The organism is Microvirga sp. BSC39 (genome assembly GCF_000739015.1).
Taxonomy (GTDB): domain Bacteria; phylum Pseudomonadota; class Alphaproteobacteria; order Rhizobiales; family Beijerinckiaceae; genus Microvirga.
In genome coordinates this window covers 31,648-55,442 of the sequence record NZ_JPUG01000031.1, presented here as the reverse complement: position 1 = coordinate 55,442, position 23,795 = coordinate 31,648, and the positions used below count along the sequence as shown (strand labels likewise).

General features: G+C 65.0%; 18 protein-coding genes. 8 read left to right on the top strand and 10 right to left on the bottom strand.

The window, feature by feature from the left end; translation table 11 throughout:
* The first annotated feature begins 15 nt into the window (after positions 1-15).
* The gene (locus tag MA07_RS03960) at positions 16-882 is read left to right on the top strand and encodes a UTP--glucose-1-phosphate uridylyltransferase (protein WP_036346368.1); all 867 of its coding nucleotides are present in this window, start codon (positions 16-18) and stop codon (positions 880-882) included.
* 60 nt (positions 883-942) lie between these two features.
* Positions 943-1,938 carry a KpsF/GutQ family sugar-phosphate isomerase gene (locus MA07_RS03955; RefSeq protein WP_036347248.1) on the top strand — a complete coding sequence of 332 codons (996 nt, stop codon included), beginning with the start codon at positions 943-945 and terminating at the stop codon, positions 1,936-1,938.
* A 65-nt stretch (positions 1,939-2,003) separates the two neighbouring features.
* Here MA07_RS03955 and MA07_RS03950 read toward each other — a convergent pair whose 3' ends face one another.
* The 6 genes from MA07_RS03950 to MA07_RS03925 form a co-directional block, all read right to left on the bottom strand.
* A complete protein-coding gene (locus MA07_RS03950) occupies positions 2,004-3,689 on the bottom strand; it encodes an MCP four helix bundle domain-containing protein (RefSeq protein WP_036347245.1) in 1,686 nt (561 codons plus the stop codon).
* Between the two features lie 194 nt (positions 3,690-3,883).
* Positions 3,884-4,333, bottom strand: a complete 450-nt coding sequence (locus MA07_RS03945) for an NfeD family protein (RefSeq protein ID WP_052002818.1) — start codon at positions 4,331-4,333, stop codon at positions 3,884-3,886.
* Positions 4,330-5,316: an SPFH domain-containing protein gene (locus tag MA07_RS03940; protein ID WP_152568711.1), complete on the bottom strand. Its 987-nt coding sequence runs from the start codon at positions 5,314-5,316 to the stop codon at positions 4,330-4,332. The genes MA07_RS03945 and MA07_RS03940 overlap by 4 nt, the downstream gene beginning before the upstream one ends.
* A 74-nt stretch (positions 5,317-5,390) precedes the next feature.
* Positions 5,391-6,452: a ferrochelatase gene (gene hemH, locus MA07_RS03935; protein ID WP_036347242.1), complete on the bottom strand. Its 1,062-nt coding sequence runs from the start codon at positions 6,450-6,452 to the stop codon at positions 5,391-5,393.
* A gap of 146 nt (positions 6,453-6,598) precedes the next feature.
* Positions 6,599-8,806, bottom strand: a complete 2,208-nt coding sequence (locus MA07_RS30705; protein ID WP_052002817.1) for an HWE histidine kinase domain-containing protein — start codon at positions 8,804-8,806, stop codon at positions 6,599-6,601.
* 230 nt (positions 8,807-9,036) lie between these two features.
* Complete coding sequence (locus MA07_RS03925) at positions 9,037-10,545, bottom strand: bifunctional UDP-sugar hydrolase/5'-nucleotidase (RefSeq protein WP_052002816.1); 1,509 nt, start codon at positions 10,543-10,545, stop codon at positions 9,037-9,039.
* Between the two features lie 201 nt (positions 10,546-10,746).
* Between MA07_RS03925 and ung the strand changes: the two genes are divergently transcribed.
* Both ung and MA07_RS03915 read left to right on the top strand, forming a co-directional pair.
* Positions 10,747-11,454, top strand: a complete 708-nt coding sequence (ung, locus tag MA07_RS03920) for a uracil-DNA glycosylase (protein WP_036347239.1) — start codon at positions 10,747-10,749, stop codon at positions 11,452-11,454.
* A gap of 100 nt (positions 11,455-11,554) precedes the next feature.
* Entirely contained in the window at positions 11,555-12,757 is a 1,203-nt protein-coding gene (locus tag MA07_RS03915) for an amino acid aminotransferase (protein ID WP_244445151.1), read from the top strand.
* A 260-nt stretch (positions 12,758-13,017) separates the two neighbouring features.
* Here the strand turns inward: MA07_RS03915 and MA07_RS03910 are convergent, their stop codons facing one another.
* Positions 13,018-16,518, bottom strand: a complete 3,501-nt coding sequence (locus tag MA07_RS03910) for an indolepyruvate ferredoxin oxidoreductase family protein (protein ID WP_036347237.1) — start codon at positions 16,516-16,518, stop codon at positions 13,018-13,020.
* 211 nt (positions 16,519-16,729) lie between these two features.
* Between MA07_RS03910 and MA07_RS03905 the strand changes: the two genes are divergently transcribed.
* From MA07_RS03905 to MA07_RS03895, 3 genes are all read left to right on the top strand, one after another.
* The gene (locus MA07_RS03905) at positions 16,730-17,371 is read left to right on the top strand and encodes a DUF1007 family protein (RefSeq protein ID WP_052002815.1); all 642 of its coding nucleotides are present in this window, start codon (positions 16,730-16,732) and stop codon (positions 17,369-17,371) included.
* Entirely contained in the window at positions 17,362-18,384 is a 1,023-nt protein-coding gene (locus MA07_RS03900; protein ID WP_036347235.1) for a nickel/cobalt transporter, read from the top strand. The genes MA07_RS03905 and MA07_RS03900 overlap by 10 nt, the downstream gene beginning before the upstream one ends.
* A 122-nt stretch (positions 18,385-18,506) precedes the next feature.
* Complete coding sequence (locus tag MA07_RS03895) at positions 18,507-19,127, top strand: YitT family protein (protein WP_036347233.1); 621 nt, start codon at positions 18,507-18,509, stop codon at positions 19,125-19,127.
* Here MA07_RS03895 and MA07_RS03890 read toward each other — a convergent pair whose 3' ends face one another.
* On the bottom strand, positions 19,128-20,726 hold the full coding sequence (locus tag MA07_RS03890) for a gamma-glutamyltransferase (RefSeq protein ID WP_036347231.1): 1,599 nt from the start codon (positions 20,724-20,726) through the stop codon (positions 19,128-19,130).
* A 148-nt stretch (positions 20,727-20,874) separates the two neighbouring features.
* On the opposite strand from MA07_RS03890, the gene MA07_RS03885 reads away from it, so the two are divergent.
* A complete protein-coding gene (locus tag MA07_RS03885; RefSeq protein ID WP_036347269.1) occupies positions 20,875-21,072 on the top strand; it encodes a hypothetical protein in 198 nt (65 codons plus the stop codon).
* On the opposite strand, the gene MA07_RS03880 is transcribed toward MA07_RS03885, so the two are convergent.
* Both MA07_RS03880 and MA07_RS03875 read right to left on the bottom strand, forming a co-directional pair.
* On the bottom strand, positions 21,069-21,425 hold the full coding sequence (locus tag MA07_RS03880; protein ID WP_244445150.1) for a DUF1850 domain-containing protein: 357 nt from the start codon (positions 21,423-21,425) through the stop codon (positions 21,069-21,071). The two genes, MA07_RS03885 and MA07_RS03880, sit on opposite strands and share 4 nt — an antisense overlap.
* 8 nt (positions 21,426-21,433) lie before the next feature.
* A complete protein-coding gene (locus MA07_RS03875; protein ID WP_036347228.1) occupies positions 21,434-23,731 on the bottom strand; it encodes a TRAP transporter permease in 2,298 nt (765 codons plus the stop codon).
* Positions 23,732-23,795: the final 64 nt, after the last annotated feature.

Genomic DNA, 23,795 nt, shown 5'->3' with positions numbered 1-23,795 from the left:
TCTATGGCTCATTCAATGAAGCGTATCCGCAAAGCAGTCCTGCCCGTCGCCGGTCTCGGCACCCGGTTCCTGCCCGCCACCAAGGCTGTGCCCAAGGAGATGCTGTGCGTCGTCGACCGTCCCGTGGTGCAGCACGTGGTTGACGAGGCCCGCGCCGCCGGGATCGAGCATTTCATCTTCGTCACCGGGCGCAACAAGGCCGTGATCGAGGACCATTTCGACATTGCCTACGAGCTCAACCGCACCCTCGAGGGCCGCGGCAAGACCAAGGAGCTGGAGATCCTGGCCAAGGATCAGCCCCAGGCCGGCCAGACGAGCTTCACCCGCCAGCAGGAGCCCTTGGGCCTCGGCCACGCGGTGTGGTGCGCCCGGGAGCTGGTGGGCGACGAGCCCTTCGCGGTGATCCTGCCCGACATGCTCAGCCGCGGCTCCATGGAGCAGATGATCGCAGCCTATGAGAAGCACGGCGGCAATATCATCGCCGTGGAGGAAGTGCCCGAGGACCAGACCCACCAGTACGGCATCGTCTCGGTCGGCCAGGAATTCGGCCAGACCTTCGAGATCACCGGCATGGTGGAGAAGCCCCCGAAGGGCACCGCGCCGTCGAACTACATCATCTCCGGCCGCTACATCCTGCAGCCCCAGGTCTTTGACCTGCTCTCGAACCAGGAGCGCGGCGCCGGCAACGAGATCCAGCTGACCGATTCCATGATCCGCCTCATGAAGGAGCAGCCCTTCTTCGGCATGAAGTACCAGGGCAGGACCTACGATACCGGCTCGAAGATCGGCTTCCTCATGGCCAACGTGGCCTATGCCCTTGAGCGCGAGGAGCTCTCGGCGGAATTCCGCCGCGAACTCGAAGCGCTGCTGCGGCAGAAGTAAGCGGCTTCAGGGCTCCGCCAAGGGTTCCTCTTGGCCGTCCGCCTATGCTAAAGGGCGGCCATGGCACTTGCAAAACCCGCACCCCACTCGCCCGATCCGGCGATCCACTCGGCCCTGCGCACGCTTGAGACCGAGCGGGACGGGCTGACCATTCTGATGGAAGCCATCGGCAACGGTCTCGGCCCCTTCTTCACGGCGGCTATCGAGACGATTGCGGCGGCCAAGGGCCGGGTCATCGTCACCGGCATGGGCAAGTCCGGCCATGTGGGCCGCAAGATGACCGCCACCTTTGCCTCTACCGGCACCCCTGCCCATTACGTCCACCCGGCGGAGGCGAGCCACGGCGATCTGGGCATGATCCAGACCGACGACGTGATCATAGCCCTGTCCTGGTCGGGGGAGACGGCGGAGCTTGCCGACATCATCGGCTATTCCCGGCGCTTCCGGGTGCCGCTGATCGCCATGACGTCCAATGCAGAATCCACCCTGGGTCGCGCCGCCGACATCTGCCTGACCCTGCCGAAGGCCAAGGAGGCCTGTCCCAACGGGCTTGCCCCCACCACCTCCACCACCGTCCAGCTGGCGCTTGGGGATGCCCTGGCCGTCGCCCTGCTGGAGCGGCGCGGATTCACGGCCGACAATTTCCGGGTCTTCCATCCGGGCGGCAAGCTCGGGGCGCGCCTCAAGCTCGTGCGCGAAATCATGCACAAGGACGAGCGCCTGCCGGTGGTCGGCGTTGAGGCCCGCATGGGCGAAGCCATCGAGGAAATCGGCCGCAAGGGCTTTGGTGCCGTCATCGTGGTCAACGGGGACGGTACGCTCGCCGGCATCGTCACCGACGGCGACCTGCGCCGTAACCTGAGGCCTGACCTCGCAACGCTGCCGGTCACCGCCATCATGACGAAGACGCCGCGTACCATCGCACCCGATGCCCTCGTGGCCACGGCCCTGGAGATGGAGGAGGCCTCCCGGATCACGGCCCTGATCGTGGTCGAGAACAGCCGGCCCGTCGGCCTCGTGCATTATCTTGACCTGCTGCGCGCCGGAGCCGCCTGACGCAAAAATAGGCCATCGTGGCAAACCACGATGGCCTACGAGACTACTGGGGAGTGGATCGAGCCTTAGGCGGCCTTTACTCCGGACAGGAATTCAGCCACTTCCCGGCCGAGATCGTTGGAGTGGCGGGCCAGTTCCTGGGCTGCCCCCAGCACCTGGCTGGCTGCCGTTCCCGTTTCCCCGGCGCCGACCCGTACATCCCCGATGCTGCCGGTCACCTGCTCCGTGCCGCGGGCCGCCTCCTGGACATTGCGTGAGATTTCAGCCGTAGCAGCCCCCTGCTCCTCCATGGCGGCGGCAATGGAGGTGGAGATCTGGCTCATTTCCGTGATGGTACGCGCAATCTCCTGGATCGCCGCCACCGTCTGCTGGGTCGCCTGCTGAACCGAGCCGATCTGCTGCGAAATCTCGTCGGTTGCCTTGGCCGTCTGGGTTGCGAGATCCTTCACTTCCGAGGCCACCACCGCAAAGCCCTTGCCGGCCTCGCCGGCCCGCGCCGCCTCGATGGTGGCGTTGAGCGCCAGCAGGTTGGTCTGGCCGGCGATCGTGCTGATGAGTTGAACCACGTTGCCGATCTTCTCAGCGGTCGCAGCCAGGGCCTGCACGCTTGCATCGGTGCGCCGCGCCCCTTCCACGGCCCGCACGGCGATCTGCGACGACTGACCGACCTGCGCCGCGATCTCGCGGATGGAGATGGACAGTTCCTCGGTGGCGGCAGCCACCGTCTGCACGTTGGCGGAGGTCTGCTCGGCAGCGGACGCCACGCTGACGGATTGATGAGTGGTCTGATCGGCAATCGACGTCATCGATCGTGCCGTGGACTCCATTTCAGTCGCTGCACTCGACAGGCCCTGAGTAAGCGCAGACACGTTCGCCTCGAAGCGTCTGGTCAGCTCATCCAGCCTCTGGGCACGGCGCATCTTGGCATCGGCCTCGAGAGCGGCCTCCTCGTCGGCCTTCTTCTTGGCAATCATCGCATCCTTGAAGACCTGAACCCCATCGGCGATGGCGCCGAGCTCGGTTTTCTCACCGCGGAATGGAACATGAGCCGCCAGATCGCCCGCAGCTAGAGACCGCATCGGCGCAACGACGGATGCAATGCCGTTCGAAACGGACCGGGTGATCAGAAGCGCCAGAGCAATGGCGGCAAGAACGCCCGCCACCAGAACACCTGCCGTGAACGCCCGAGTTGCCCCGAAGACCTGGGCTGCGCTCTGCCGGGCGGCATCAGCCCCGTTGCTGTTCCACTTGACCAGCTTGGTCAGGACCTCGTCGATCTGCTGGGCTAAAGGAACAGCCTTCTGGGCAATGTAGTCCCGGGCAGCCGCCGTCTCCCCATTGTTCGAGAGCTGAACGATGGCCTTGGCTTCCTTCTGATAGGATTGCCACAACACACCAAATTGTTCGAACTGTCTGCGGTCCTCGTCCAGGGTGATCGTCCCGGCATAGGAACGCTGTGCTTCATCGATGCTCTTGATTGCGGCATCCATCTGCCGTTCGATCACTGGAGCGTCATTGCCCGTTGAAATGACGTGGCGCAGGAGGTGGGTACGAAACCTGGTGAATTCCGTATTGAGACCACCGATCTCACGCACCGCGACGAGCCAGTTGTCCGCGATCTCGTGCGTACGGTCATTCATGCGCTGAAGGCCATAGATGCCGAGGCCACCAAGACCTGCAAGAAGCAGAACCATGAACGAGAATGCGCCAAGAAGCTTGGCGCGGATTGAAAGCGTCCGAAGAGATCGCATGAATATGTCCCATTAAACAAGCAAGGCTGCAGACAAGAGGCGTCCGCTCTGGGACCGAATGGATCAGACCAGCTTAACAGTACGTTACGTAAACCTCAGAACTTGGAAGCTCTCAAAGAAGCTGCTTTTGCAAAAATGCAAGAACGACCGAACCATCGAGCATGTGATCGGTCCGGCCCCTGATTTCCGTCACCTCAAGGATCATCCACCACGAGGGTCGAGCCCTCGATTCGGACCACACGCACCTTGGCGCCGGCGAAGCGGTCGGCTCCCGTCACGCGCCAGGAGCTGTCATCGACCCGGATGCGGCCCTCCCCGTCCTTGATGGGCGCTTCGAGGGTGAAGACCCGTCCGACGAGAGACTGTCCACGCTGGTTGAGCATCTCGGCCTGAGGCTCGTCCCGGGTCTTGGAGCGGGTGACGGCCCGCCCCAAAATCACCGCCGCCACGCAGAGCAAGGCGAAGAGCAGCGCCGAAGATTGCCAGGAGAGATCAAGCACCGCGTCCAGTAGGCCCGTAGCAATGGCCGCCAATCCGAGCCAGAGGAAGAATGCGCCCGGCGCCAGAAGCTCGACGCCGATCAGCAGGATGCCGAGGATGATCCAGGCCCAGGCCCCGAGGCCGATGAAGACATCCCGGATCATGAGCGCTCGCTTCCTCCGGTTACCGTGGGAACGCTGCGGGCAGGCCTGTTGAGGCCTGCGCCACCCTCGCCGAACACGGATTTCGTGAGTTCGGCAATGCCGCCCAGGGTCCCGGCGAGACCCGCCGCCTCGATGGGCACGATCACCACCTTCTGGTTGGGCGCTGATGCAAGGGCGCGGATCGCATCGATGTACTTTTCGGCCACGATGAAGTTGGCCGCCGCGAGATCGCCCTTGGTGATGGCCTCGCTGACCATGCCGGTCGCCTTGGCTTCCGCTTCCGCCTGCCGCTCGCGGGCTTCCGCATCGCGGAACGCCGCTTCCTTGCGGCCCTCGGCCGCGAGGATCTGAGACTGCTTCTGGCCCTCGGCACGCAGGATTTCCGCCTGTCGCAAGCCCTCCGCTTCGAGCACGGCGGCGCGCTTCTCGCGCTCGGCCTTCATCTGGCGCGCCATGGCGCCGGCGAGGTCCTGCGGCGGGAGAATGTCCTTGATCTCGACGCGGGTGACCTTGGCGCCCCAGGGCGAGGCGGCCGCATCCATGACCCGCAGCAGGCGCTCGTTGATCTCGTCACGATGGGACAGCAGCTGGTCGAGATCCATGGAGCCGACCACCGTGCGGATGTTGGTCATGGTCAGAACCAGCAGGGCCTGGTTCATGTCCGAGACCTCGTAGGAGGCGCGGGCGGGATCGAGGATCTGATAGAAGGCGGCGGCATCGATGGTGACGCCCGCATTGTCCCGGGTGAACGCTTCCTGGCTCGGAACGTCGAGCACCTGCTCCATGACGTTCACCTTTTTGCCGATCTGATCGATATACGGCACGATCAGGCCAAGGCCCGGGGTGAGCGTGCGCGAATAGCGACCGAACCGCTCCACCGTATAGGCATAGCCCTGCGGGACCGTCCGGATGCCCATGGCGATCGTCACCACGACGACCAGCACCAGAACGATGACGAAGATGTCGAAACCACTCACCAGCATGAAGCCCCCGGGCAACGTCGTTGCAGAGGGCTCACGCTATCCCAAACAGGCCTGGAGTCCTAGTGCGCGTAGCTTCAGATCCAGCCCTGAAGCTCGCGCTCCACGACGTGGTTGATCACCCGCATGCCGTCGTCGCTATCGTTCAGGCAGGGCAGATAGGCGAATTGCTCGCCGCCGTTGTGCATGAAGATCTCGCGGTTCTCGCCGTCGAGCTCCTCCAGGGTCTCCAGGCAATCCGCCGAGAAGCCGGGGGCCACGATGGCCATGCGCTTCACGCCGCTTTTGGCCAGCGCCTCGACGGTCTTGTCGGTGTAGGGCTGGAGCCATTCCGCCGTGCCGAACCGGGACTGGAAGCTCATGCGGAACCTGTCCGGCGACCAGCCGAAGGCCTCGCGCATCAGGCGCCAGGTCTTCACGCATTGGCAGTGGTAGGGGTCCCCTTTCAGCAGGTATTCCTTCGGCACGCCATGGAAGGAGACGAGAACCACCTCCGGCTCGAAGGTGAGCTTCGCCAGCTCCTTCTTCATCAGGGAGACCACGGAGTCGATGTAGACGGGATCGTCGTGGTAGGGCGGCGAGACGCGCACGGTGGGCTGCCAGCGCATGTCCATGAGCGCGCGGAAAGCTTGGTCGCAGGCGGTAGCCGACGTGGCGGCGGCATATTGCGGGTAGAGCGGCACGAGGAGGATGCGGTCGCAGCCCTGGTCGAGCAGCGCCTGGATGCGCTCGCGCACCTCGGGCTTGCCGTAGCGCATGGCCCAGTCGACCGTGATCCTGTCACCCGCGATGCTCTTCAGATGCTCGGTCACCTTCTCCGCCTGGCTGCGGGTAATGGTCTTGAGCGGGCCCTCGTCGCGTTCGTTGTTCCAGATCGACGCATAATCGCGGCCCTTGGGCCCGGGGCGCTTCGTCAGGATGATCAGGTTGAGGATCGGCCACCAGAGCAGACGCGGGGTCTCGATCACCCGCCGGTCGGAGAGGAACTCCTTCAGGTAGCGGCGCATGGGCCAGTAGCTGGTGCCCTCGGGAGTGCCCAGATTCATCAGAAGCACGCCGATCCGCCCGGCCCTCACGGGCGGGTGGTCCACCGGGCGGACGCCCTGGCGCAGATCGGTCAGATTCACGTTCTCGTTCATAAGAAAAGCCCCTTGGCCGCGGAATTCATGCCGAGCTCCGCTCCCGATGCCGCCTAGATAAGAGTTTCAGGCCAATCCGCCAACTAAAACCGCCATCACATTGGCGCGCTCGGCCGCAAGCCGCGTTTGCAGGAAACGAACTCCCGTCAGAGCGTCGGGCCCATATTGGGAGCGTGCTTGAGCACGGCGTCGAGGGCCACCCGCAGGCCCTCGGGCCTGAAATCCATATCGACGTTGGCATTGAGCTGCGTCGTCAGCACCCGGTGCAATAGACGCGAGCCGAAGCCCTGCCTGGTCGGAGCCGAAACCTGCGGTCCCCCACCCTCCTCCCAGACGAGCTTGAGCCTCGTGCCCTCCTCGGCCGCTTCCGTCTCCCACGAGACGGACACCTTGCCGCGGGAGTCCGACAGGGCACCGTACTTGGCAGCATTGGTGGTCAGCTCGTGGATAGCCATTCCGATGGGCACGGCGGCCTCGGACGGCAGCTCGACCGCAGGCCCGTTCAGGGTGATCCGCTGGCCCCTCACGTCGTTGTAGGGCCGCAGCTCCTTCTCCATGATCTCGCGCAGGGACGCGGTCTGCCAGACCGCCTCGGTCAGCAGGGAGTGGGTGTTGGCAAGCGAGATGATGCGTCCGACGAAGGCCTGGTAGAAATCGTCGATGTTCAGAGCCGAGCGCGCGGTCGCGCCCACCACGGCCTGAACGGTGGCAAGCGTGTTCTTGACCCGGTGATGAAGCTCGCGGATCAGCAGGGATTGCTGGGTCTGGGCCTGCTTGCGCTCCTCGATCTCGGTCTGGGCATCGCGATAGAGGCGGCTGTTTTCAAGCGCGATGGCTGCCTGTGACGTGAGGCCAGCGAGCAGGCGCTCGGACCGCGCATTGAAGATCCCCGACCTTTCATGGCCGAACACGAGAACGCCGTGCGTCCCGCCATTGCGCAACCGAACGGGGACCGCCATGAGGCTGCGGATCACCGGGTGGCCGGGCGTGGCGTCTGCCGTGAACGGTGTGCCATCAGAGCCCTGCTCGACGGCGATGTTGTCCAGGCGGACCGTCCTGCCTTCCGTGAAGGCTGGCGCACAGATAGCCCAGATATCCAGGGCCGCGAAGGAGTCGTCGAAACCCGCGGAGGCGAACTTGCTGTAATGGGCCTTCCCGCCCTGAGCGGCCCCGCAGAAGAACGCCCCTGCCTGCGCTTCGGTCAGCTCGACACCGGCATCGACCACGCTTTCGATGATGCGGTCCAGATCGAGTTCCGCCGCAAGAACGCTGCCGGTCCGGTTGAGAACCTCCAGGGCCGCGCTCTCGGTTCGCAGCTCATGGGTGCGTAAGGCAACCTGCCTCTCGAGGAGAGCCGCATTCGCCGCCTGCTCGTGGAACTGCTGCGAGGCCAGGGACGTGAGGGCCAGAAGGGCCAGGAGAGCCACGAGGGCGAAGGCGCCATAGAGCCGCGTCTGGACAAACCAGGGTGTCCAATAGGCATCCTGCGGCATGCTGACATTGATGTAGAGCGGCATCGCGCCAACCTGGCGGTAGGCTCCTACACGCTCGCTGCCCATGCTGACGAAGGAATAGAGGCCGGCCTGGGAGGTGGCGCGCAATGCCGCGTCGAAGGCGGATTTGTCGATGGGCGCGAACGACAGCCCGTCGGGCGGCGGTGGATATTGGGCGATGACCTCCGCGTCCGAACCGCGCATGAGCACCACCCGGCTGCCACGCGGCAATCGCACCTTGGACCAGTAATCGTAGAAGTAGGACAGAGTCACGGTCACCGACGCGATGCCACTGAACGCTCCGTCGCCCCCTTGCAGGCGGCGGCTGATCATGAAAGTCGGAACCTTCGTGACCCGCCCGAGGATCGGCTCGCCCACGAACAGGCCCTGATCCCTGTTCGCCTGCGCGGCGAAAGCGTCGCGTCCGGAGGCATTCGACTCCGGGGTCGGAAACTGAGCGGATGTCAGCCGGAGGCGCCCGCTCGGATCGTTGAGCCAGACACCGTCGATATAAGGCAGAGCTTCATCGACAGCATGGATCTGCTGCCAGAGAGGCTGCGATGCTTCCACTTGATCCCAGCTCTGCCCCTGCATCAGCCCCGTGGCCTGCTTCAAGGTCAGATCCGTGACCTCCAGGAGCCTTGCGGTGTGATCGGCCAGGAAGAAGGCCGCGTTCCGAAGATCATCCTCGTTGCGCTGAATGAGGCGGTTGCGCTGCTCCCAGGCGATGTAGCCGAAGGTCAGAAGGATGAACGCAACGCCGAACAGGCCCATAACGAGGGTCAGACGACCGCGCGCAAGGGAGCGCCGGCGGCGCTTCTGCGACAGGCTGACCGATTCTGAGGGCGTGTGGAGTTGCAAAGAGAGGCCGCTTTGATGGTTAAGATTCGGCGATGCCTGTACAGGATGGCACAGCAATGGCCATTGATGGAGTGGGAATTTACGTCTCGCCGTCCCGTTGACCAGGGGCCTGCGACCTACCGTGCATCGGGCACGGGCGGGATGCGCCCGGACGTCGCGCTGCCTCCGCCGGCTCATAAAAAAAAGCCGGGCCTCTAGAGGCCCGGCGCCAGGATGAAAAATGCCTTGGATCAGCGCAGGACGATGCGTCCCTCGACCTTCGGCGCCACCTTGCCGGCTTTGGCCACATAGTCGATCACCTGGCTTGCTATCAGCTGGCTGGCCGAGACGTCGATGAGCGACTTGGCGCCGATGAACGAGCGATAGCCGTCGCCGCCACGGGACACGAAATCATTGGTGGCGAGCTTGTAGATCTTGGCCGGATCGAGCGGCTGACCATTGATCTGGACCGACTTCACGCGGCTACCGACCGGCTCCTTCAGGTCGACTTCCGCCACGATGCCGGAGACCTGCGGGAAGCGGCCGCCGAGCTCCCGCACCTGGCTGACGCCGTTCTCGAGCGCGTCCTTGATCTGCGCGCCAGTGACTTCGAGCAGCACGGTGGTGTTGCCGAAGGGCATTTCCGACAGGATGTCGCGGCGGGTCAGCTTCTGGCCGGCCTGGTACTGCTTGTCCGCCCGGATGCCGCCGCCGTTGGTGAGCGCGACATCGGCGCCGACGGCAGCCTTGAGCGCATCGGTGATCAGGTTGCCCATGGCGGCCTCGCCTCCGCGTACCGTCGCGCGGCGGCTGTCGAGGGGCGTCTCCGTCACGCCGATCTCGATGTCGAGTTCCTTGGACAGCTTGTCCTCGTAGCCCTTCACCACAGCCTCGATCTCGGGATCCGGCTTCACGCTGGCCGTGTCGACGATGCGGAAATTGGGCGACCAGGTGACGGTGGTCTTGCCGTCCTTCGTCGTCTTGTTCACCGACAGCTCGACCACATTGACCCAGTTGGCCTGGGACTCGGATTCCGACAGCACGACCTTGCCGTCGTAGAAAGCGAGCAGGTGCTCGTCGTGGCCGCCGATGATCACGTCCACGCCGGCGGAGCGCGCGATGATCATGTCCACCTCGAGGGGCGTATGGGCCACGGCGACGACGATGTCGGCGCCCTTTTCGCGCAGTTCCTTGGACTTCGCGCGGGCGGTGTCGATGGTGGAGGAGAACTTGATGGTGCCGGGGCTCGACGCGATCGGGGTGTCCTCGGTGGTGAGGCCGAAGAGACCGATCTTCACGCCCTGCACCTCGATCATCTTGTCGGCTTTGGTGTTGGCCGGCAGGCCGTTGCCATCGACGATGTTGGTGGCGAGCACGTCGAACTTGGCCTCGGCCATGCGGGCCCGGAAGGCTGCATCGCCGAGATCGAATTCATGGTTGCCCGGCGCCATGGCATCGACGCCCATCCGGTTCAGGATATCGATGATATGGGCGCCCTTGTCGAAGCCAGAAAGCAGCGAGGGCGAGATCGTGTCGCCCGCATGGATGAAGAAGGCATTGCCCTTCGCCTTCTCTTCCTTGATGACGGTTGCAAGCTTGGCAAACCCGCCGCGGCCCTTCTCCGGGCTCATGCGATCGATGTCGTTGGTCTGGACGAAACGGATCGTCACGGCTTCCTGCGCCAGGGCCGTGCCCGACAGCAGCAGGGATAGTCCAAGAAAGCCGGCGCGCAAGGCGGCGGAGGGGCGGCTCTGAAGCATTATACAAAGTCCTCGTAGCAGGTGGATCCACGGATGGAGGCGCGGAGCCTAGACCGGAAACGTGTCACAGAAGTAACATCCTGTCGACGTTTTCAACGCCCCAATCGGCGGCATCCCCGATGGCTGTTCGCTCAGATCCACCGAATCCTTTAGCCGGCACTGCGTCGGCGCCCCGACCTCAGAGAAAGGCACGACCTCTCCATGACCGGCCCCATCAGCCAAGCTCTCGCGGCATTCCGCACGAAGCCTCAGACCGACGGGTGGCTCAGGCTGCCGTTCTTCCGGGATGGAAGTGCAGAAGCCGTAGCAGCCAAGGTCGATGCGACCATGTCCGCGGGCGCCCAGGTGCTGCCGCCGCCTGACGCCGTGTTCACCAGTATCTCCCTGACTCCCTTGGAGACGGTCAAGGTGGTGGTCCTGGGTCAGGACCCCTACCCTACCCCGGGCGATTCCCACGGCCTTGCCTTCTCCTATCGCGGGTCGCGGCGGCTTCCCGCCTCCCTGCGGACGATCCTGCGCGAGATGTCCGAGGATCTGGACGTGCCGATGCCCACATCGGGAGACCTCTCGAAATGGGCCCGGCAGGGCGTGTTGCTGATCAATACGGCGCTCACGGTGGAGGCCGGCAAATCGGGGGCCCACATGAAGTTCGGCTGGTCGGACTTGGTCGATCAGGCGATCACCGCCATCTCGCAGCAGCAGCCCGCCGTCGTGTTTCTTCTCTGGGGTGGCCCGGCCCGCAAGCGCGCGGCGCTCGTGGACCGGACGAAGCACCTCGTGATCGAGGCCGGACACCCCTCTCCGTTGAACCGGCTCAACGATTTTCGCGGTACGAAGCCCTTCGGCCGGGCCAATGCATGGCTCGTCGAGAAAGGGCTGGAGCCGGTGGACTGGCGTCTGGACACCTGATTCCACAAAGAACCTTGCCGAGGAGGCCTCACAAGGGCTAGGTCTCGCGGCACCGACGATGCGTCGCAGGCAGGCTGCCGCGACAGGCTTGGAGATCAGCATGACGGAATCCCTGTTCGGCCAGGTGGAAGCCTTCGCGGGCGACCCGATCCTCTCCCTCAACGACAGCTTCAAGACCGACCAGCGCCCCGAGAAGGTCAATCTCAGCATCGGCGTCTACACCGACGAGCACGGCCGCCTTCCTGTGTTGGGCTCAGTCCGGGCCGCCTATGAGCGCAGCGGGTTCGCGGAACGCCCCTACCTCCCGATGGAAGGCCATGCGGCCTACCGGGAGGGCGTGCAGAGGCTCATTTTCGGCGACAAGTATCCCGCCCTTGCCGAAAAGCGCGTCGCGACGATCCAGACCATCGGCGGCACGGGGGCCGTAGGCATCGCGGCCGATTTCCTGGCCAAGCACTGCCCCGGCCGCACCGTTCTCGTCAGCGATCCGACCTGGGACAACCATCATGGCCTGTTCCAGCGGGCGGGCTTCAAGACCACGACCTATCCCTATTGGAACAGCACCAGCCGCTCCGTGGACTTCAACGGCATGGTGAAGGCACTCGAGGCTGCCGAGGCCGGCTCCATCGTGGTGATCCAGCCCGTCTGCCACAATCCGACCGGCGTCGATCTCGACGAGCGGCAGCAATCAGCCGTCACCGACGTGCTGGTCGCCAAGGGCCACATCGTAGTGTTCGACATGGCCTATCAGGGCTTCGGCACCGGCCTCGACGAGGACGCCGCTTTCGTGCGCCGCTATGCCGGGCGCGCCAGTTGCCTCGTGGCCAATTCTTTCTCGAAGAACTTTTCGCTCTACGGCGAGCGCTGCGGCGGCTTGAGCGTCGTGTGCCGCGATGCTGACGAGGCCGAGCGCGTGCTCGGGCAGCTCAAGCTCGCCGTGCGCCGCAGCTATTCGAGCCCGCCGATGACCGCAGGCCTTCTCGTGGCAACGGTGCTCGGCAATGATGACCTGCGCGCTCAATGGACCCAGGAGGTCGAGACCATGCGCACCCGCATGGATTCCGTGCGCAAGCGCCTTGCCGATGAGATCCGCTCCCTGTCGAACGAGGTCGATGTGGACTTTCTCACGAACCAGCGCGGCATGTTCAGCTACACCGGGCTCAGCGCACAGCAGGTCGACCTCATGCGCGAGCGCGACGGCATCTATCTCGTAGGCTCCGGCCGCATGTGCGTCGCGGGACTGAACGAGGCGAACGTACAGACGGTCGCAAAGAGCTTCGTCGAGGTGAGACAGGCAAGGTAAGTGGTCATCCCGGACGGCGGAGCCGATCCGGGATCGCTAGACGAGTAAAGTAGTGTCATCCCGGGGCTGCGCAGCAGAGCCCGGGATCCATAAACGCTAACAGTGCAGAAGAGTACGCGACGCTCCTCGCCCTCCTTGAGGCGTCAGCGTTTATGGATCCCCGCCTGCGCGGGGATGACAGTGCGGAGGTTCCGGCGCTCCAGCCTGAAAACGATCCCGGATCGGCTAGACGCCGTCCGGGATGACGATGGTTGGGCCATTTACTCCGCCGCAACGGCTATCGGCTGCGGGTCGGCGCGGAGCTTGGCCAGCAGATCGGCCTCTTCCGCCTTCGCGGCTTTCAAGTTCCGTTCCTTGATGTGGCCGAAGCCGCGGATCTTCTGCGGGATGCTGGCGAGCCCGATGGCGGTCGCGTGGTTGCCTGCATCGAGCTTCGCCACGATCTCCTCGATCCGTCCCTCGAACTCGCGGATGAGCTGACGCTCGGTGCGGCGCTCGTGGGTGTAGCCGAACACGTCGAGCGGCGTGCCGCGCAGAGCCTTGAACTTCGCCAGAACGCCCATGGCTTTCAGCATCCAGGGCCCGAAGCTCATCTTGCGCGGAAGGCCGGTGACCGGGTCCTTCTTGGCCAACACAGGCGGCGCCATGTGGAACTCGTAACGCAGGTTCTCGCCCTCGAAGGCTGACGCAACCTGTTTCTCGAAATGGCCGTTCGTGTAGAGACGGGCCACCTCGTACTCGTCCTTGTAGGCCATGAGCTTGAACAGCGAGCGCGCCATCGCGTCGGTGAGCGCCGTCGAGCCCGGCACCGCCTTGTCCTCCGCTGCGCGCACCCGCTCGACGAGACCGCTGTAGCGCCGTGCATAGCGCCTGCTCTGGTAGCCGGACAGGAAGGCGACGCGACGCTCGACCACCTCGTCCAGGGTTTCGGACAGCTTGCGCGATTCCGTCGGCGCCTTCAGCTCGCCGATCATGGTGGCGATTACCTCGGGCTCGGCGGCCGCGCGGCGGCCCCAGGTGAAGGCAGCGAGATTCATCTTCACCGCTTCCCCGTTGAGCTCGATCGCCTTCTCGATGGCAGCGCCCGAGAGCGGAATGCGGCCGGTCTGATAGGCATAGCCCAGCATGAACATGTTGGCCGCAATCGCATTGCCGAGGAGCGCGGTGGCAATCGCCGTCGCATCGACGAAGGACACGCCCTCCTGGCCCGCCGCCGACCTGATCGCGCGCTTGAGGCGCTCCGTCGGCAGGGAGAAATCGGCGTTGCGGGTGAACTCGCCGGGCATGACCTCGGCCGTGTTCACCACCAGCGCCGTTTGACCCTGCTTCACGGCCGCCAGCACCTTCTTGGTGCCGGTCACCACGAGGTCGCAGCCAAGCACGAGATGGGCCGAATCCGCGCTCACGCGGATGGCGTGGATGTCGTCCTGATTGTTGGCAAGGCGCACGTGGCTGTAGACCGCGCCGCCCTTCTGGGCGAGGCCGGCCATGTCGATCATGCCGAGGCCCTTGCCCTCGAGATGCGCCGCCATGCCGAGGATCGCCCCGATGGTCACGACGCCCGTGCCGCCCACGCCCGTCACGATGACGTTGAAGGTGCGGTCGATGGCGGGGATCGCCGGATCAGGCAGCGGCTTGAACGACATGCCCTCCGTCGAGACGGTCTCCGGTACGGCCTTCTTCACCTTGGCGCCGTGCACCGTCACGAAGGACGGGCAGAAGCCGTTCACGCAGGAGAAGTCCTTGTTGCAGTTCGACTGGTCGATCTGGCGCTTGCGTCCGAACTCTGTCTCCACCGGCTGCACGGCCACGCAGTTGGACTGCACCGAGCAGTCGCCGCAGGCTTCGCAGACGAGATCGTTGATGATGACGCGCTTGTCCGGATCCGGGAACTCGCCGCGCTTGCGGCGCCGGCGCTTCTCGGACGCGCAGGTCTGGTCGTAGATCATCACCGACACGCCTGGCACTTCCGCGAGCTGGCGCTGCACGGCTTCGAGTTCGCTCCGGTGATGGATCGTCATGCCGGCCGGCCAGCGGATCTCCTTCGGGTATTTATGCGGCTCGTCGGTCACGAGGGCGATGCGCTCGACGCCCTCCTCGCGTACCTGGCGGGCGATCATGTCGACGGTGAGCCCGCCCTCATGCTTCTGCCCGCCGGTCATGGCGACCGCGTCGTTGAACAGGATCTTGTAGGTGACGTTGGTCTTGGTATGGATCGACCAGCGCAGAGCCAGCACGCCCGAATGGTTGTAGGTGCCGTCGCCCAGATTCTGGAACACGTGGCCGCGCTTGGAGAAAGGCGACTCGCCGATCCAGTTCGCGCCCTCGCCGCCCATCTGCGTGAAGCCTTCGGTGGAGCGGTCCATCCACTGCACCATGTAGTGGCAGCCGATGCCCGCATAGGCGCGCATGCCCTCCGGAACCTTCGTGGACGAGTTATGCGGACAGCCGGCGCAGAAATGGGGCGTGCGGGTTGCCACATCGCCCGTCGTCGCCAGCACCTCCTGCGCATGGCGAAGCCGCGCCACGCGGCCGCGCAGGTCGTCGTTGTTGTGATAGGCCAACAGGCGCTCGCCGATGGCGATCGCAATGTCGTTGGGATCGAGCGCGCCCTTCACGGGGAAGAGCCAGCGGCCCTCCTCGTCCTTCTTGCCGATGCAGACCGGCTGGTTGGCCGTGCCGTAGAGCTCCTCGCGCAGCTGCACCTCGATGAGGGAGCGCTTCTCCTCGACCACGATGACCTTGTCGAGGCCGCGGGCGAAATCCACCAGCTCGCGCTGTGACAGCGGCCACGGGCAGGCGACCTTGTAGAGGCGCAGGCCCATGTCGTTGGCCTTCACCTCGTCGAGGCCGAGTTCGTCGAGAGCCTGGCGCACGTCGAGATAGGACTTGCCGACCGTGATGATGCCGATCTTCGGATTGCGTCCGCCGGAGAGCACGATGCGGTTGAGGTTGTTGGCGCGCACGAATGCCAGCATGGCGTCGCGCTTGAAGTCCTGAAGCCGCGCCTCCTGGTCGAGCACGCCGTCCCGGTTGCGGATGTTGAGGCCGCCCGGAGGCATCGTGAAATCGTCAGGAATGATGATCTTCACGCGGTCGAGCGATGCATCGACAGAAGAGGTCGATTCGATGTTGTCCTTCACGCATTTGAAGGCAACCCACGTGCCGGAAAAGCGGCTCATGGCGTAGCCGTAGAGCCCATAATCGAGGATCTCCTGAACGCCTGCCGGGTTCAGGATCGGCATCATCACGTCGACGAAGTGGAACTCGGACTGGTGCGCGACCGTAGACGACTCAGCCGTGTGGTCGTCGCCCATGAGGGCCAGCACGCCGCCATGCTTCGAGGAGCCAGCCATGTTGGCATGGCGGAACACGTCGCCGGAGCGGTCGACGCCCGGGCCTTTGCCGTACCAGAGGCCGAAGACTCCGTCATACTTGCCTTCGCCACGAACCTCGGCCTGCTGCGCCCCCCAGATAGCGGTGGCGGCGAGTTCCTCGTTGAGGCCGGGCTGGAAGACGATGTTCGACTGATCCAGCCACTTGCGGGCCCGCCACAGGTTCTGGTCGAGACCGCCGATGGGGGAGCCGCGATAGCCGGACACGAGGCCGGCGGTGTTGAGGCCGGCCAGCCGGTCGCGCTCACGCTGCATCATCAGCATGCGGATGACGGCTTGCGTCCCGGTAATGAACACGTGATCCTTGGACAGATCGTACTTGTCGTCGAGCGTCACCTGACGAAGCGCAACAGAACCTTCGGCCATGATCCGTTTTCCTCCTGGGGCTCTCGCCCCTCCGCCGGTGATCCGGTCTCGTTGTTTGGAATATGTCAGTAATGCTGACATATATGCCATTGCCCGTCAATCGACCCCCCCGCTGCTCCCGCCTTTGTTTCGCCTCTGTTAACCATACAACGATCATATCGCCTCTCATGACCGGCCTTCGCCGGGAGCGTCGCTGTTCCAGGGTCACCACATGACACGCCATCTCGGTCTGAAATCTGCCCTGACGGCCTTAGGTCTAGGCCTGTCCTGGCCGGCCCTGGCGCATCCCCATGTGTGGGTCACGGCCAAGGCGGAGGTCGTCTTCGCCTCCGACGGACGGGTGACAGGCGTTCGGCACCATTGGACGTTCGACGAGGCCTACACGGCCTATGTCACGCAGGGGCTGGACAAGAACCGCGACGGCAAGCTGACGCCGGACGAACTGCAGGAGCTCGCCGACGAGAACGCGGCCTCCCTCAACGAGTTCGACTATTTCACGGTGCTCAAAGCCCGGGGCAAGCCGCAGACCTTCGACCAGCCGCGGGAAGCTCGGATGACCATGGAGAAGACGCAAGTGTCCATGTCCTTCCTCTTGCCCCTCAAGGCGCCGGTGGCGCCCTCGGGCGCGGTCTCCATCGAGATCGAGGACCCGACCTTCTTCGTCTACTTCAGCCTGACGGAGGGCCAGGCGGCCATCTCGCTCGCCAACGCGCCCCAGGGCTGCGTGACCAGCATCGCCAAGGCCAAGCCGCTCGACTCGACCATGCAGCAGATCCTGCAGGATGAGGGCGCCATCCAGCCGCAGGATATCGGCATCGAATATTCCAACAGGGCCATCATCGCATGTCCCTGACCTCCGACGCCCCAGCCCTTCCGAGCGCCGATCGGCCACTGCTGTGGCGGCGGCTTGGCATCATGCTCATGGCCATCGCGGTCGTGGCCGCCGTGATGGGTCTGATCGGCCTGTGGCTTGGACCTGTCGGCAAGCCCCCGCCGCGCAATCCGTTCGGCATGGGCCTGCGGGAAGCGACGCCCTCCGGAAGCATCGGTGCCTGGATCCTGTCCGTTCAATCCGACTTCTACGGAAGCCTAAGGGCTAATGTGCGGGAGCTGAAGGAAAACGGCTCCGCTTTTCTTCCTCTTCTGCTTGTGGGCTTCGCCTATGGCATCTTCCATGCGGCGGGTCCCGGCCACGGCAAGGGCGTGATCTCGGCCTATCTGGTGGCCGACGAGAAGGCGCTCCGCAAGGGCTTTCTCTTGAGTCTGGCGGCCGCCCTGGTGCAGGCGCTGGTCGCCATCGGCATCGTGTCCCTTGTGAGCCTCGTGCTGCGCGCCACCGCCTCCACCATGAACAAGCTTGCCCTGAATGTGGAAGTGGCGAGCTTCATTGCGGTAGCCCTGCTCGGCGCGGTCATCACCTGGCGCAAGGCGGGTAAGGTTCTGGGCGTCATGGCACTCGCACGCAATCCGTTCGCCTTGGTGCAGGAGAGTTGCGATCACGCCCACCTGCCGCCTCCCGAGGAACTCAACCGGCTGACGCGCTGGCGCGACATGGCGGGCGTGGCGATCGCCGCCGGCATCCGCCCCTGCGCGGGCGCCCTCATCGTCCTGGTCTTTACCTTGTCTCAAGGCCTGTTCGCGGCAGGCATTGCTGCGACCTTCGCCATGGCGCTCGGCACCGCGCTCACCACCAGCGCCATCGCGGCGCTTGCGGTTTTCTTCAAGGCCATGACCCTGAAGCTCGCGGGCGGACGGGGCGCGTCGGGTGCCATCGCGATTGCGGGGCTGGAACTGCTCGCCGCCGCCTTCGTGCTGGTGCTGGGCGTGAGCCTACTCTACGGCCTGTGGGGCGCGGGCGGCTTGTAAGCGCTGGCCCCCATCAGGAGGGATGCGCCGGGAGCATAACCCAGACACCACCCCTGCTTTCCCATGCGTTGCTGCACCTGCGAAGAGACGTCATAAAAGGTGCTCATTCCAGGGGCCGGACCGTGAGCGCATCCGCTACATCACCGACGCATGTTCACCGTCTGCATGAGGACGTCGTCGCCGGGCTGACGGGCACCCTGATCTTGGCCTTGGGAGTAGCCTTCCTGTCGAAGGCCACCCTGCTCACCGGCGGCACGGCGGGCCTGGCGCTGCTGCTGCAATATGCGAGCGGGTTCGAGTTCGGTCCCCTCTTCCTCGTCGTAAACCTGCCCTTTTATGCTCTGTCGATCCTGCGGATGGGCTGGAAGCTCACGATCCGCACTTTCGTTGCCGTGTTGCTGGTCTCGTATCTCACCGAGCTCACATCGAGCTGGATCGGCATCGACTACCTGCAGCCGATCTATGCGGCGGTGGCGGGCGGCACGCTCATCGGCATCGGGCTCCTGATCCTCTTCCGGCACCGCACAAGCCTGGGTGGCGTCAACATCCTCGCCCTCTACGCCCAGGAGCGCTACGGGCTGCGCGCGGGCTATGTCCAGCTCGCCATCGATGCCCTGATCCTGCTCGGCTCCCTGTTCGTGGTCACCATCGAGCAGCTCGCCCTGTCGCTGCTTGCGACGGTGGTGGTCAACCTCGTCATCGCGACCAATCACAGGCCGGGACGCTATCTCGGCGTCAGCTGATCACAGGCCCAGCGCTCCGCCATCGGAGCGCGGATCGTGCACCGCCTCGACCCGACCGTTGCGCGGGTGCTTCACCAGCATGCCCGCATGGCCGAAGCGGCCGGAATAGGCCTCGTCCATCTCCTCGATGGCATGGCCGAGCCGGGAGAGGCCGCGGATCAGGCCGGGGTCGAAATGGCTCTCCACCTTCAGCACGGCTTCGTGCCCGCGCAGCTTCGCATCGAGCAGCCAGCGGGGCGCCTCCACCGCGTCCGCCAGTCCCATGCCGGCCTCTGCGTAGCGCGAAAAGATCTGGCTGAGGAACTGGGGCTGGGTTTCGCCGCCCATTGCCCCGAAGGACAGCACGCGTCCATCGTCGAAAACCGCCATGGCCGGATTGAGGGAATGGAGCGGCCGATGGCCGGGCTCCAGCCGGTTGCGGCTCTCAGGATCGAGCGAGAAGGCCGTGCCGCGATTGTGCCAGAGGACCCCCGTCGCCGGGAGCATGCAGCCGGAGCCATAGGCCCAGAACACGGACTGGATATAGGACACGGCAAGCCCGTCACGGTCGATGGCCCCCATCCAGATCGTGTCCCCGTCGATCGGGCGCGGCAGGGGAAAGGAGGCCGCCCGCTTCATGTCGATGAGGGCAGCCTCCCGTTCCAGCGCCCGGGGCGTCAGGAAGGAGGCCGGGTCGTGGGCGAGGTTCCTCGGGTCAGCCACCACCCGGTCGCGGAGGGAGAAGGCGCGCTTCGCGGCCTCGATGAGCGCGTGGTGGCGTTCGGGTGTCTCGCCCCGAAGCCCGTCGAGGCGCTCGACCATGCCGAGGATCAGCAGGGTGGCCAGTCCTTGGCTCGGCGGCGGCAGGTTGTAGACCGTCGAGTGCTTCAGCCGAACCGCCAGGGGCTCGACCACGCGGGCGCGATAATTCTCCAGGTCCTTGCGGGTGATGGGGCTGCCGATCCGCTCCAGGTCGAGGGCGATCTCCCGTCCCACATCGCCGCGGTAGAAGTCGGCCAAGCCCGCATGGGCGAGTTGCTCCAGGGTGTCGGCGAGGCGCGGCGTCAGCCTCTGCGTGCCCTCCGGCGCTCTTTTGCCCTCGACCAGGAAGGCCTCGGCAAAACCGGGAACCTCATAGAGGGCGGCCTCCTCGCTGGTCTTGAACCACTCCTCGGAGCGGGAGACCGGGTATCCGCTGCGGGCATGGCGGATGGCATCGCCCAGCAGGAGATCGAGGGGCAGCTGCCCGCCGAGCGCCTTGGAGAGTTCCAGGGCCAGCCCCCATCCGCTGACCGCACCGGCGACCGTGAGGGCCGCGTCGGGTCCACGTGCCGGAAGCGCATCATAGCCCTTTTCCCGGTAGCGCTTGATAGTAGCGAGAGATCCGGCGGGCCCGGAGGCATCCAGCGCATGGATGCGCCCCTTCGGCTCGCGCACGAGCCAGAACCCGTCACCGCCGATGCCGTTCATGTGCGGATAGACCACCGCGACGGTGGCGGCCATGGCCACCATGGCTTCCACCGCATTGCCGCCGGCAGCGAGAATGGTCTGGCCGGTCTCGGCGGCAAGGCTATGGGGCGCCGCCACGGCGGCTGTCGAGAAAACGGGGGTCTCGGGCATGGGCTCTTGAATGTGAGACGCGACAGAATGAGATTCGGGCAGAGCTTGCACCGGAGGGGGCGTTTAGGGTAGTCCCATCCGCACGGATATTAGTGAGGCAACAGTGGCTCAGGCGAAAAGCACCAACTGGCGCAACGTGATCACCATCATGAGCATCATGATCCTGGTGGGGGCGGAAGTCTTCGGCGTTGCCATCGCCGCCGGCTGGGCCATCGCGGGCCTGTTCGAGCTCGGCGACTATGTGGGCTATGCCCTCATGGCCCTGTTCAGCCTGTTTGCCCTCTACATCCTGGTGAACCTCTGGCGCCGCTGCGTGGCGGTCGAGCCCCTGACCGGCCGCGCCTAAGGCTTGTCGCAGACCTTCATCACGATGGGGTCGGCTTCGGCCGGCACATAGGCCTCCATCGGCCGGCATTGATCCGAGACGCAGATCCGCCAATCCGCCGTTGCGCCTGAGCGGCGCATGATCACCTGGGCTTGAGGCGGCAGGCCCGGCTTCCACGACCAGACGCCATGGGCGAATTTCGCCTCCGGCGGCGGCTCCATCCCGGCACCTGAGCCGCGCACCCGCGCCTCGACGAGTTCGAGGCCCGCAGGGCCCGAGCGCCAGTCCTCCTCCCATGCGATCTTCTCGACCGAATGCGTCCAAGCCAGGGTGATTGCGCCCGCCATCAGGGGCGCAATCGCAGAGCCGGCCATCAGGCAGATCATCGATTGACGGCAGGCGCGGCGGACCGGCGTGACCGCCAGAAATGGACGCCGAGCACGAGCACGGTCAGGGCAAAGCCGATTTCATCGGTGATCGGCAGCGCCAGCACCAGGAACGCGGCGGCGACTGCGGCCGCGATACGCTCCCACCAGGGCATCCTCACGCTCAGGTAGCCGACGGACGCCGCGCCCCAGAGCACGACTGCAAGGCCCGCCTTCACCACCATGTAGGCAACGTTCGCCCAATAGGCGGCGCCAGAGAGGCCGTCGACCGGCTGCATCATGAGGGCCGGATCGTAGACCGCCATGTAGGGGATGACGAAGCCCGGCAGCGCGATGCGAAGGGCCGCGAAGCCGATCCTGAAGCCCGACGCCTTGGCGATGGGAGCGGCGGCGAAAGCCGCGAGCGCCACCGGCGGCGTCAGGTCCGCCATGATGCCGAAATAGAAGACGAACATGTGCGAGACGATGAGCGGCACATCGAGCGTCAGCAGGGCCGGCGCGGCCAGCGACGAGGTGATGATGTAGTTCGGGATGGTCGGGATGCCCATGCCGAGGATGAGGCTGACGAACATGGTCAAGACCAGCGACGCAATCAGCGAGTCCCGGCCGATGGACACGACCCAGTTGCCGAAGATCGTGCCGATGCCGGTGAGCGTCATCGTGCCGATCACGATGCCCACCACGGCGCAGGCGAGGCCCACGGGCAGCGCCTGACGGGCGCCATCGGCCAGCGCATCGCGGCAGGCCTCCAGCGTCCCGGGTCCGCCGCGGACGAACAGGCTCAGGACGATGAGGATCGCCACCAGGGCGAGCACGAGGGTGACGCCGACCCATAGGAAGGCACCGGCGATCAGGCCGAGGCCGACCCAGAACAGGATGCGCACCGTCTGATTGAGGATGCCGAGGGCGAACGATCCGGCGAGGATGAGCACCACGGTGAGCGCCAGGCCGATGGAGCCGGCGAACAGGGGCGTGTAGCCTGAGAACAGCAGATAGACGAGGACGGCCAGCGGAAGGATGAGGTGCCATTTTTCCTTCAGCGCCCGCGCGGCACTGGGCAGCTCGGATTTGGCAAGACCTCTCAGGCCGGACTTTCCGGCCTCGAGATGCACGGCAAGGAAGGCCGACATGTAGTACAGGATGGCCGGGATGATCGCCGCCTTGACGATCTCCACGTAAGGCACGTCGATGGTCTCGGCCATGATGAAGGCGACGGCGCCCATCACCGGCGGCATGATCTGCCCGCCCATGGACGCGGTGGCCTCGACGCCGCCTGCGAATTCGGACCGGTAGCCGAAGCGCTTCATGAGCGGGATGGTGAACTGCCCCGTGGAGACCACGTTGGCGACGCCAGAGCCCGAGATCGTGCCCATGAGCGCCGAGGAGAAGACCGCGACCTTCGCCGGCCCGCCCTTGGCGCTGCCGAACAGCCCCATGGCCACGTCGGTGAAGAGCTGGATCATGCCGGCGCGCTCGAGAAAGGCACCGAACAGGATGAACAGGAAGATATAGGTGGCGGAGACCAGGGTCGGTGTGGCGTAGAGCCCTTCCGTGCCGAAGGACATGTGCTCGATCACCTGCTCCAGAGAATAGCCGCGGTGATCGAAGGGCGCAGGCAGATAATTGCCGAAGAGGCAGTAGGCCAGGAAGATGCCGGCCACGATGGGCAGGGCCGGCCCCATAACCCGCCAGACCAGATAGAAAAGGATCGCGATCGCCGCGATGCCGACAATCATGTCGAGCTGCGTCAGCTCACCGGAGCGGATCAGGAGTTCCTCGTAGAGCCCCCAATGGTACATGCCGATGGCGAAGCCCGCGAGACCGATGATCCAGCCGAGAGCCAGGGTCACGGGGCTGCGCGCCTTGTGATTGGCCAGCATGGCGCCCGCGACGAGGCTCAGGAAGCCCACATGGATGGCGCGGACCACCTGACTCGGCAGGCCGCCGGGAAACTTGATTATCAGGCCAAAGGCGACGGCAAGCGCCACCAGAGCCAGCGCCCCGCTGATGACGTCGCGGCCCTTCATGCGGAGAAAGACGAGCCAGCCGGCCCAGGCCACGAAAGCCGCGCCGATGAGATACATCAGGGTGATGTTGGCGAAGAGCGGCCTGTCGAGGGGGATGCCAAAAGACGTGACGATCTGGAACGTGGAGAAGGCTACCGCGATCCAGAACAGGAGCTTGCCGAGAAGGCCCTCTCCGAAGTTCTCCGGGAGACCGTGTTCAGGGTTCGCCACCGGCGTGGACGGCGCCTCGAGCGTTGCGACCTCAGATGCGTTCACACCCTGACTCATGGCGCGCTGTCTCCTTGATGAGCGTTCTTCTTGTCATGAAAAAGCCGGAGCAGTTCACCTGCCC

Coding starts and splice junctions, on each gene's coding strand:
- MA07_RS03960 (WP_036346368.1), top strand. CDS start 16: ATGAAGCGTATCCGCAAAGCAGTCCTGCCCGTCGCCGGTCTCGGCACC.
- MA07_RS03955 (WP_036347248.1), top strand. CDS start 943: ATGGCACTTGCAAAACCCGCACCCCACTCGCCCGATCCGGCGATCCAC.
- MA07_RS03950 (WP_036347245.1), bottom strand. CDS start 3,689: ATGCGATCTCTTCGGACGCTTTCAATCCGCGCCAAGCTTCTTGGCGCA.
- MA07_RS03945 (WP_052002818.1), bottom strand. CDS start 4,333: ATGATCCGGGATGTCTTCATCGGCCTCGGGGCCTGGGCCTGGATCATC.
- MA07_RS03940 (WP_152568711.1), bottom strand. CDS start 5,316: ATGCTGGTGAGTGGTTTCGACATCTTCGTCATCGTTCTGGTGCTGGTC.
- hemH (WP_036347242.1), bottom strand. CDS start 6,452: ATGAACGAGAACGTGAATCTGACCGATCTGCGCCAGGGCGTCCGCCCG.
- MA07_RS03925 (WP_052002816.1), bottom strand. CDS start 10,545: ATGCTTCAGAGCCGCCCCTCCGCCGCCTTGCGCGCCGGCTTTCTTGGA.
- ung (WP_036347239.1), top strand. CDS start 10,747: ATGACCGGCCCCATCAGCCAAGCTCTCGCGGCATTCCGCACGAAGCCT.
- MA07_RS03915 (WP_244445151.1), top strand. CDS start 11,555: ATGACGGAATCCCTGTTCGGCCAGGTGGAAGCCTTCGCGGGCGACCCG.
- MA07_RS03910 (WP_036347237.1), bottom strand. CDS start 16,518: ATGGCCGAAGGTTCTGTTGCGCTTCGTCAGGTGACGCTCGACGACAAG.
- MA07_RS03905 (WP_052002815.1), top strand. CDS start 16,730: ATGACACGCCATCTCGGTCTGAAATCTGCCCTGACGGCCTTAGGTCTA.
- MA07_RS03900 (WP_036347235.1), top strand. CDS start 17,362: ATGTCCCTGACCTCCGACGCCCCAGCCCTTCCGAGCGCCGATCGGCCA.
- MA07_RS03890 (WP_036347231.1), bottom strand. CDS start 20,726: ATGCCCGAGACCCCCGTTTTCTCGACAGCCGCCGTGGCGGCGCCCCAT.
- MA07_RS03885 (WP_036347269.1), top strand. CDS start 20,875: ATGAGCATCATGATCCTGGTGGGGGCGGAAGTCTTCGGCGTTGCCATC.
- MA07_RS03880 (WP_244445150.1), bottom strand. CDS start 21,425: ATGGCCGGCTCTGCGATTGCGCCCCTGATGGCGGGCGCAATCACCCTG.
- MA07_RS03875 (WP_036347228.1), bottom strand. CDS start 23,731: ATGAGTCAGGGTGTGAACGCATCTGAGGTCGCAACGCTCGAGGCGCCG.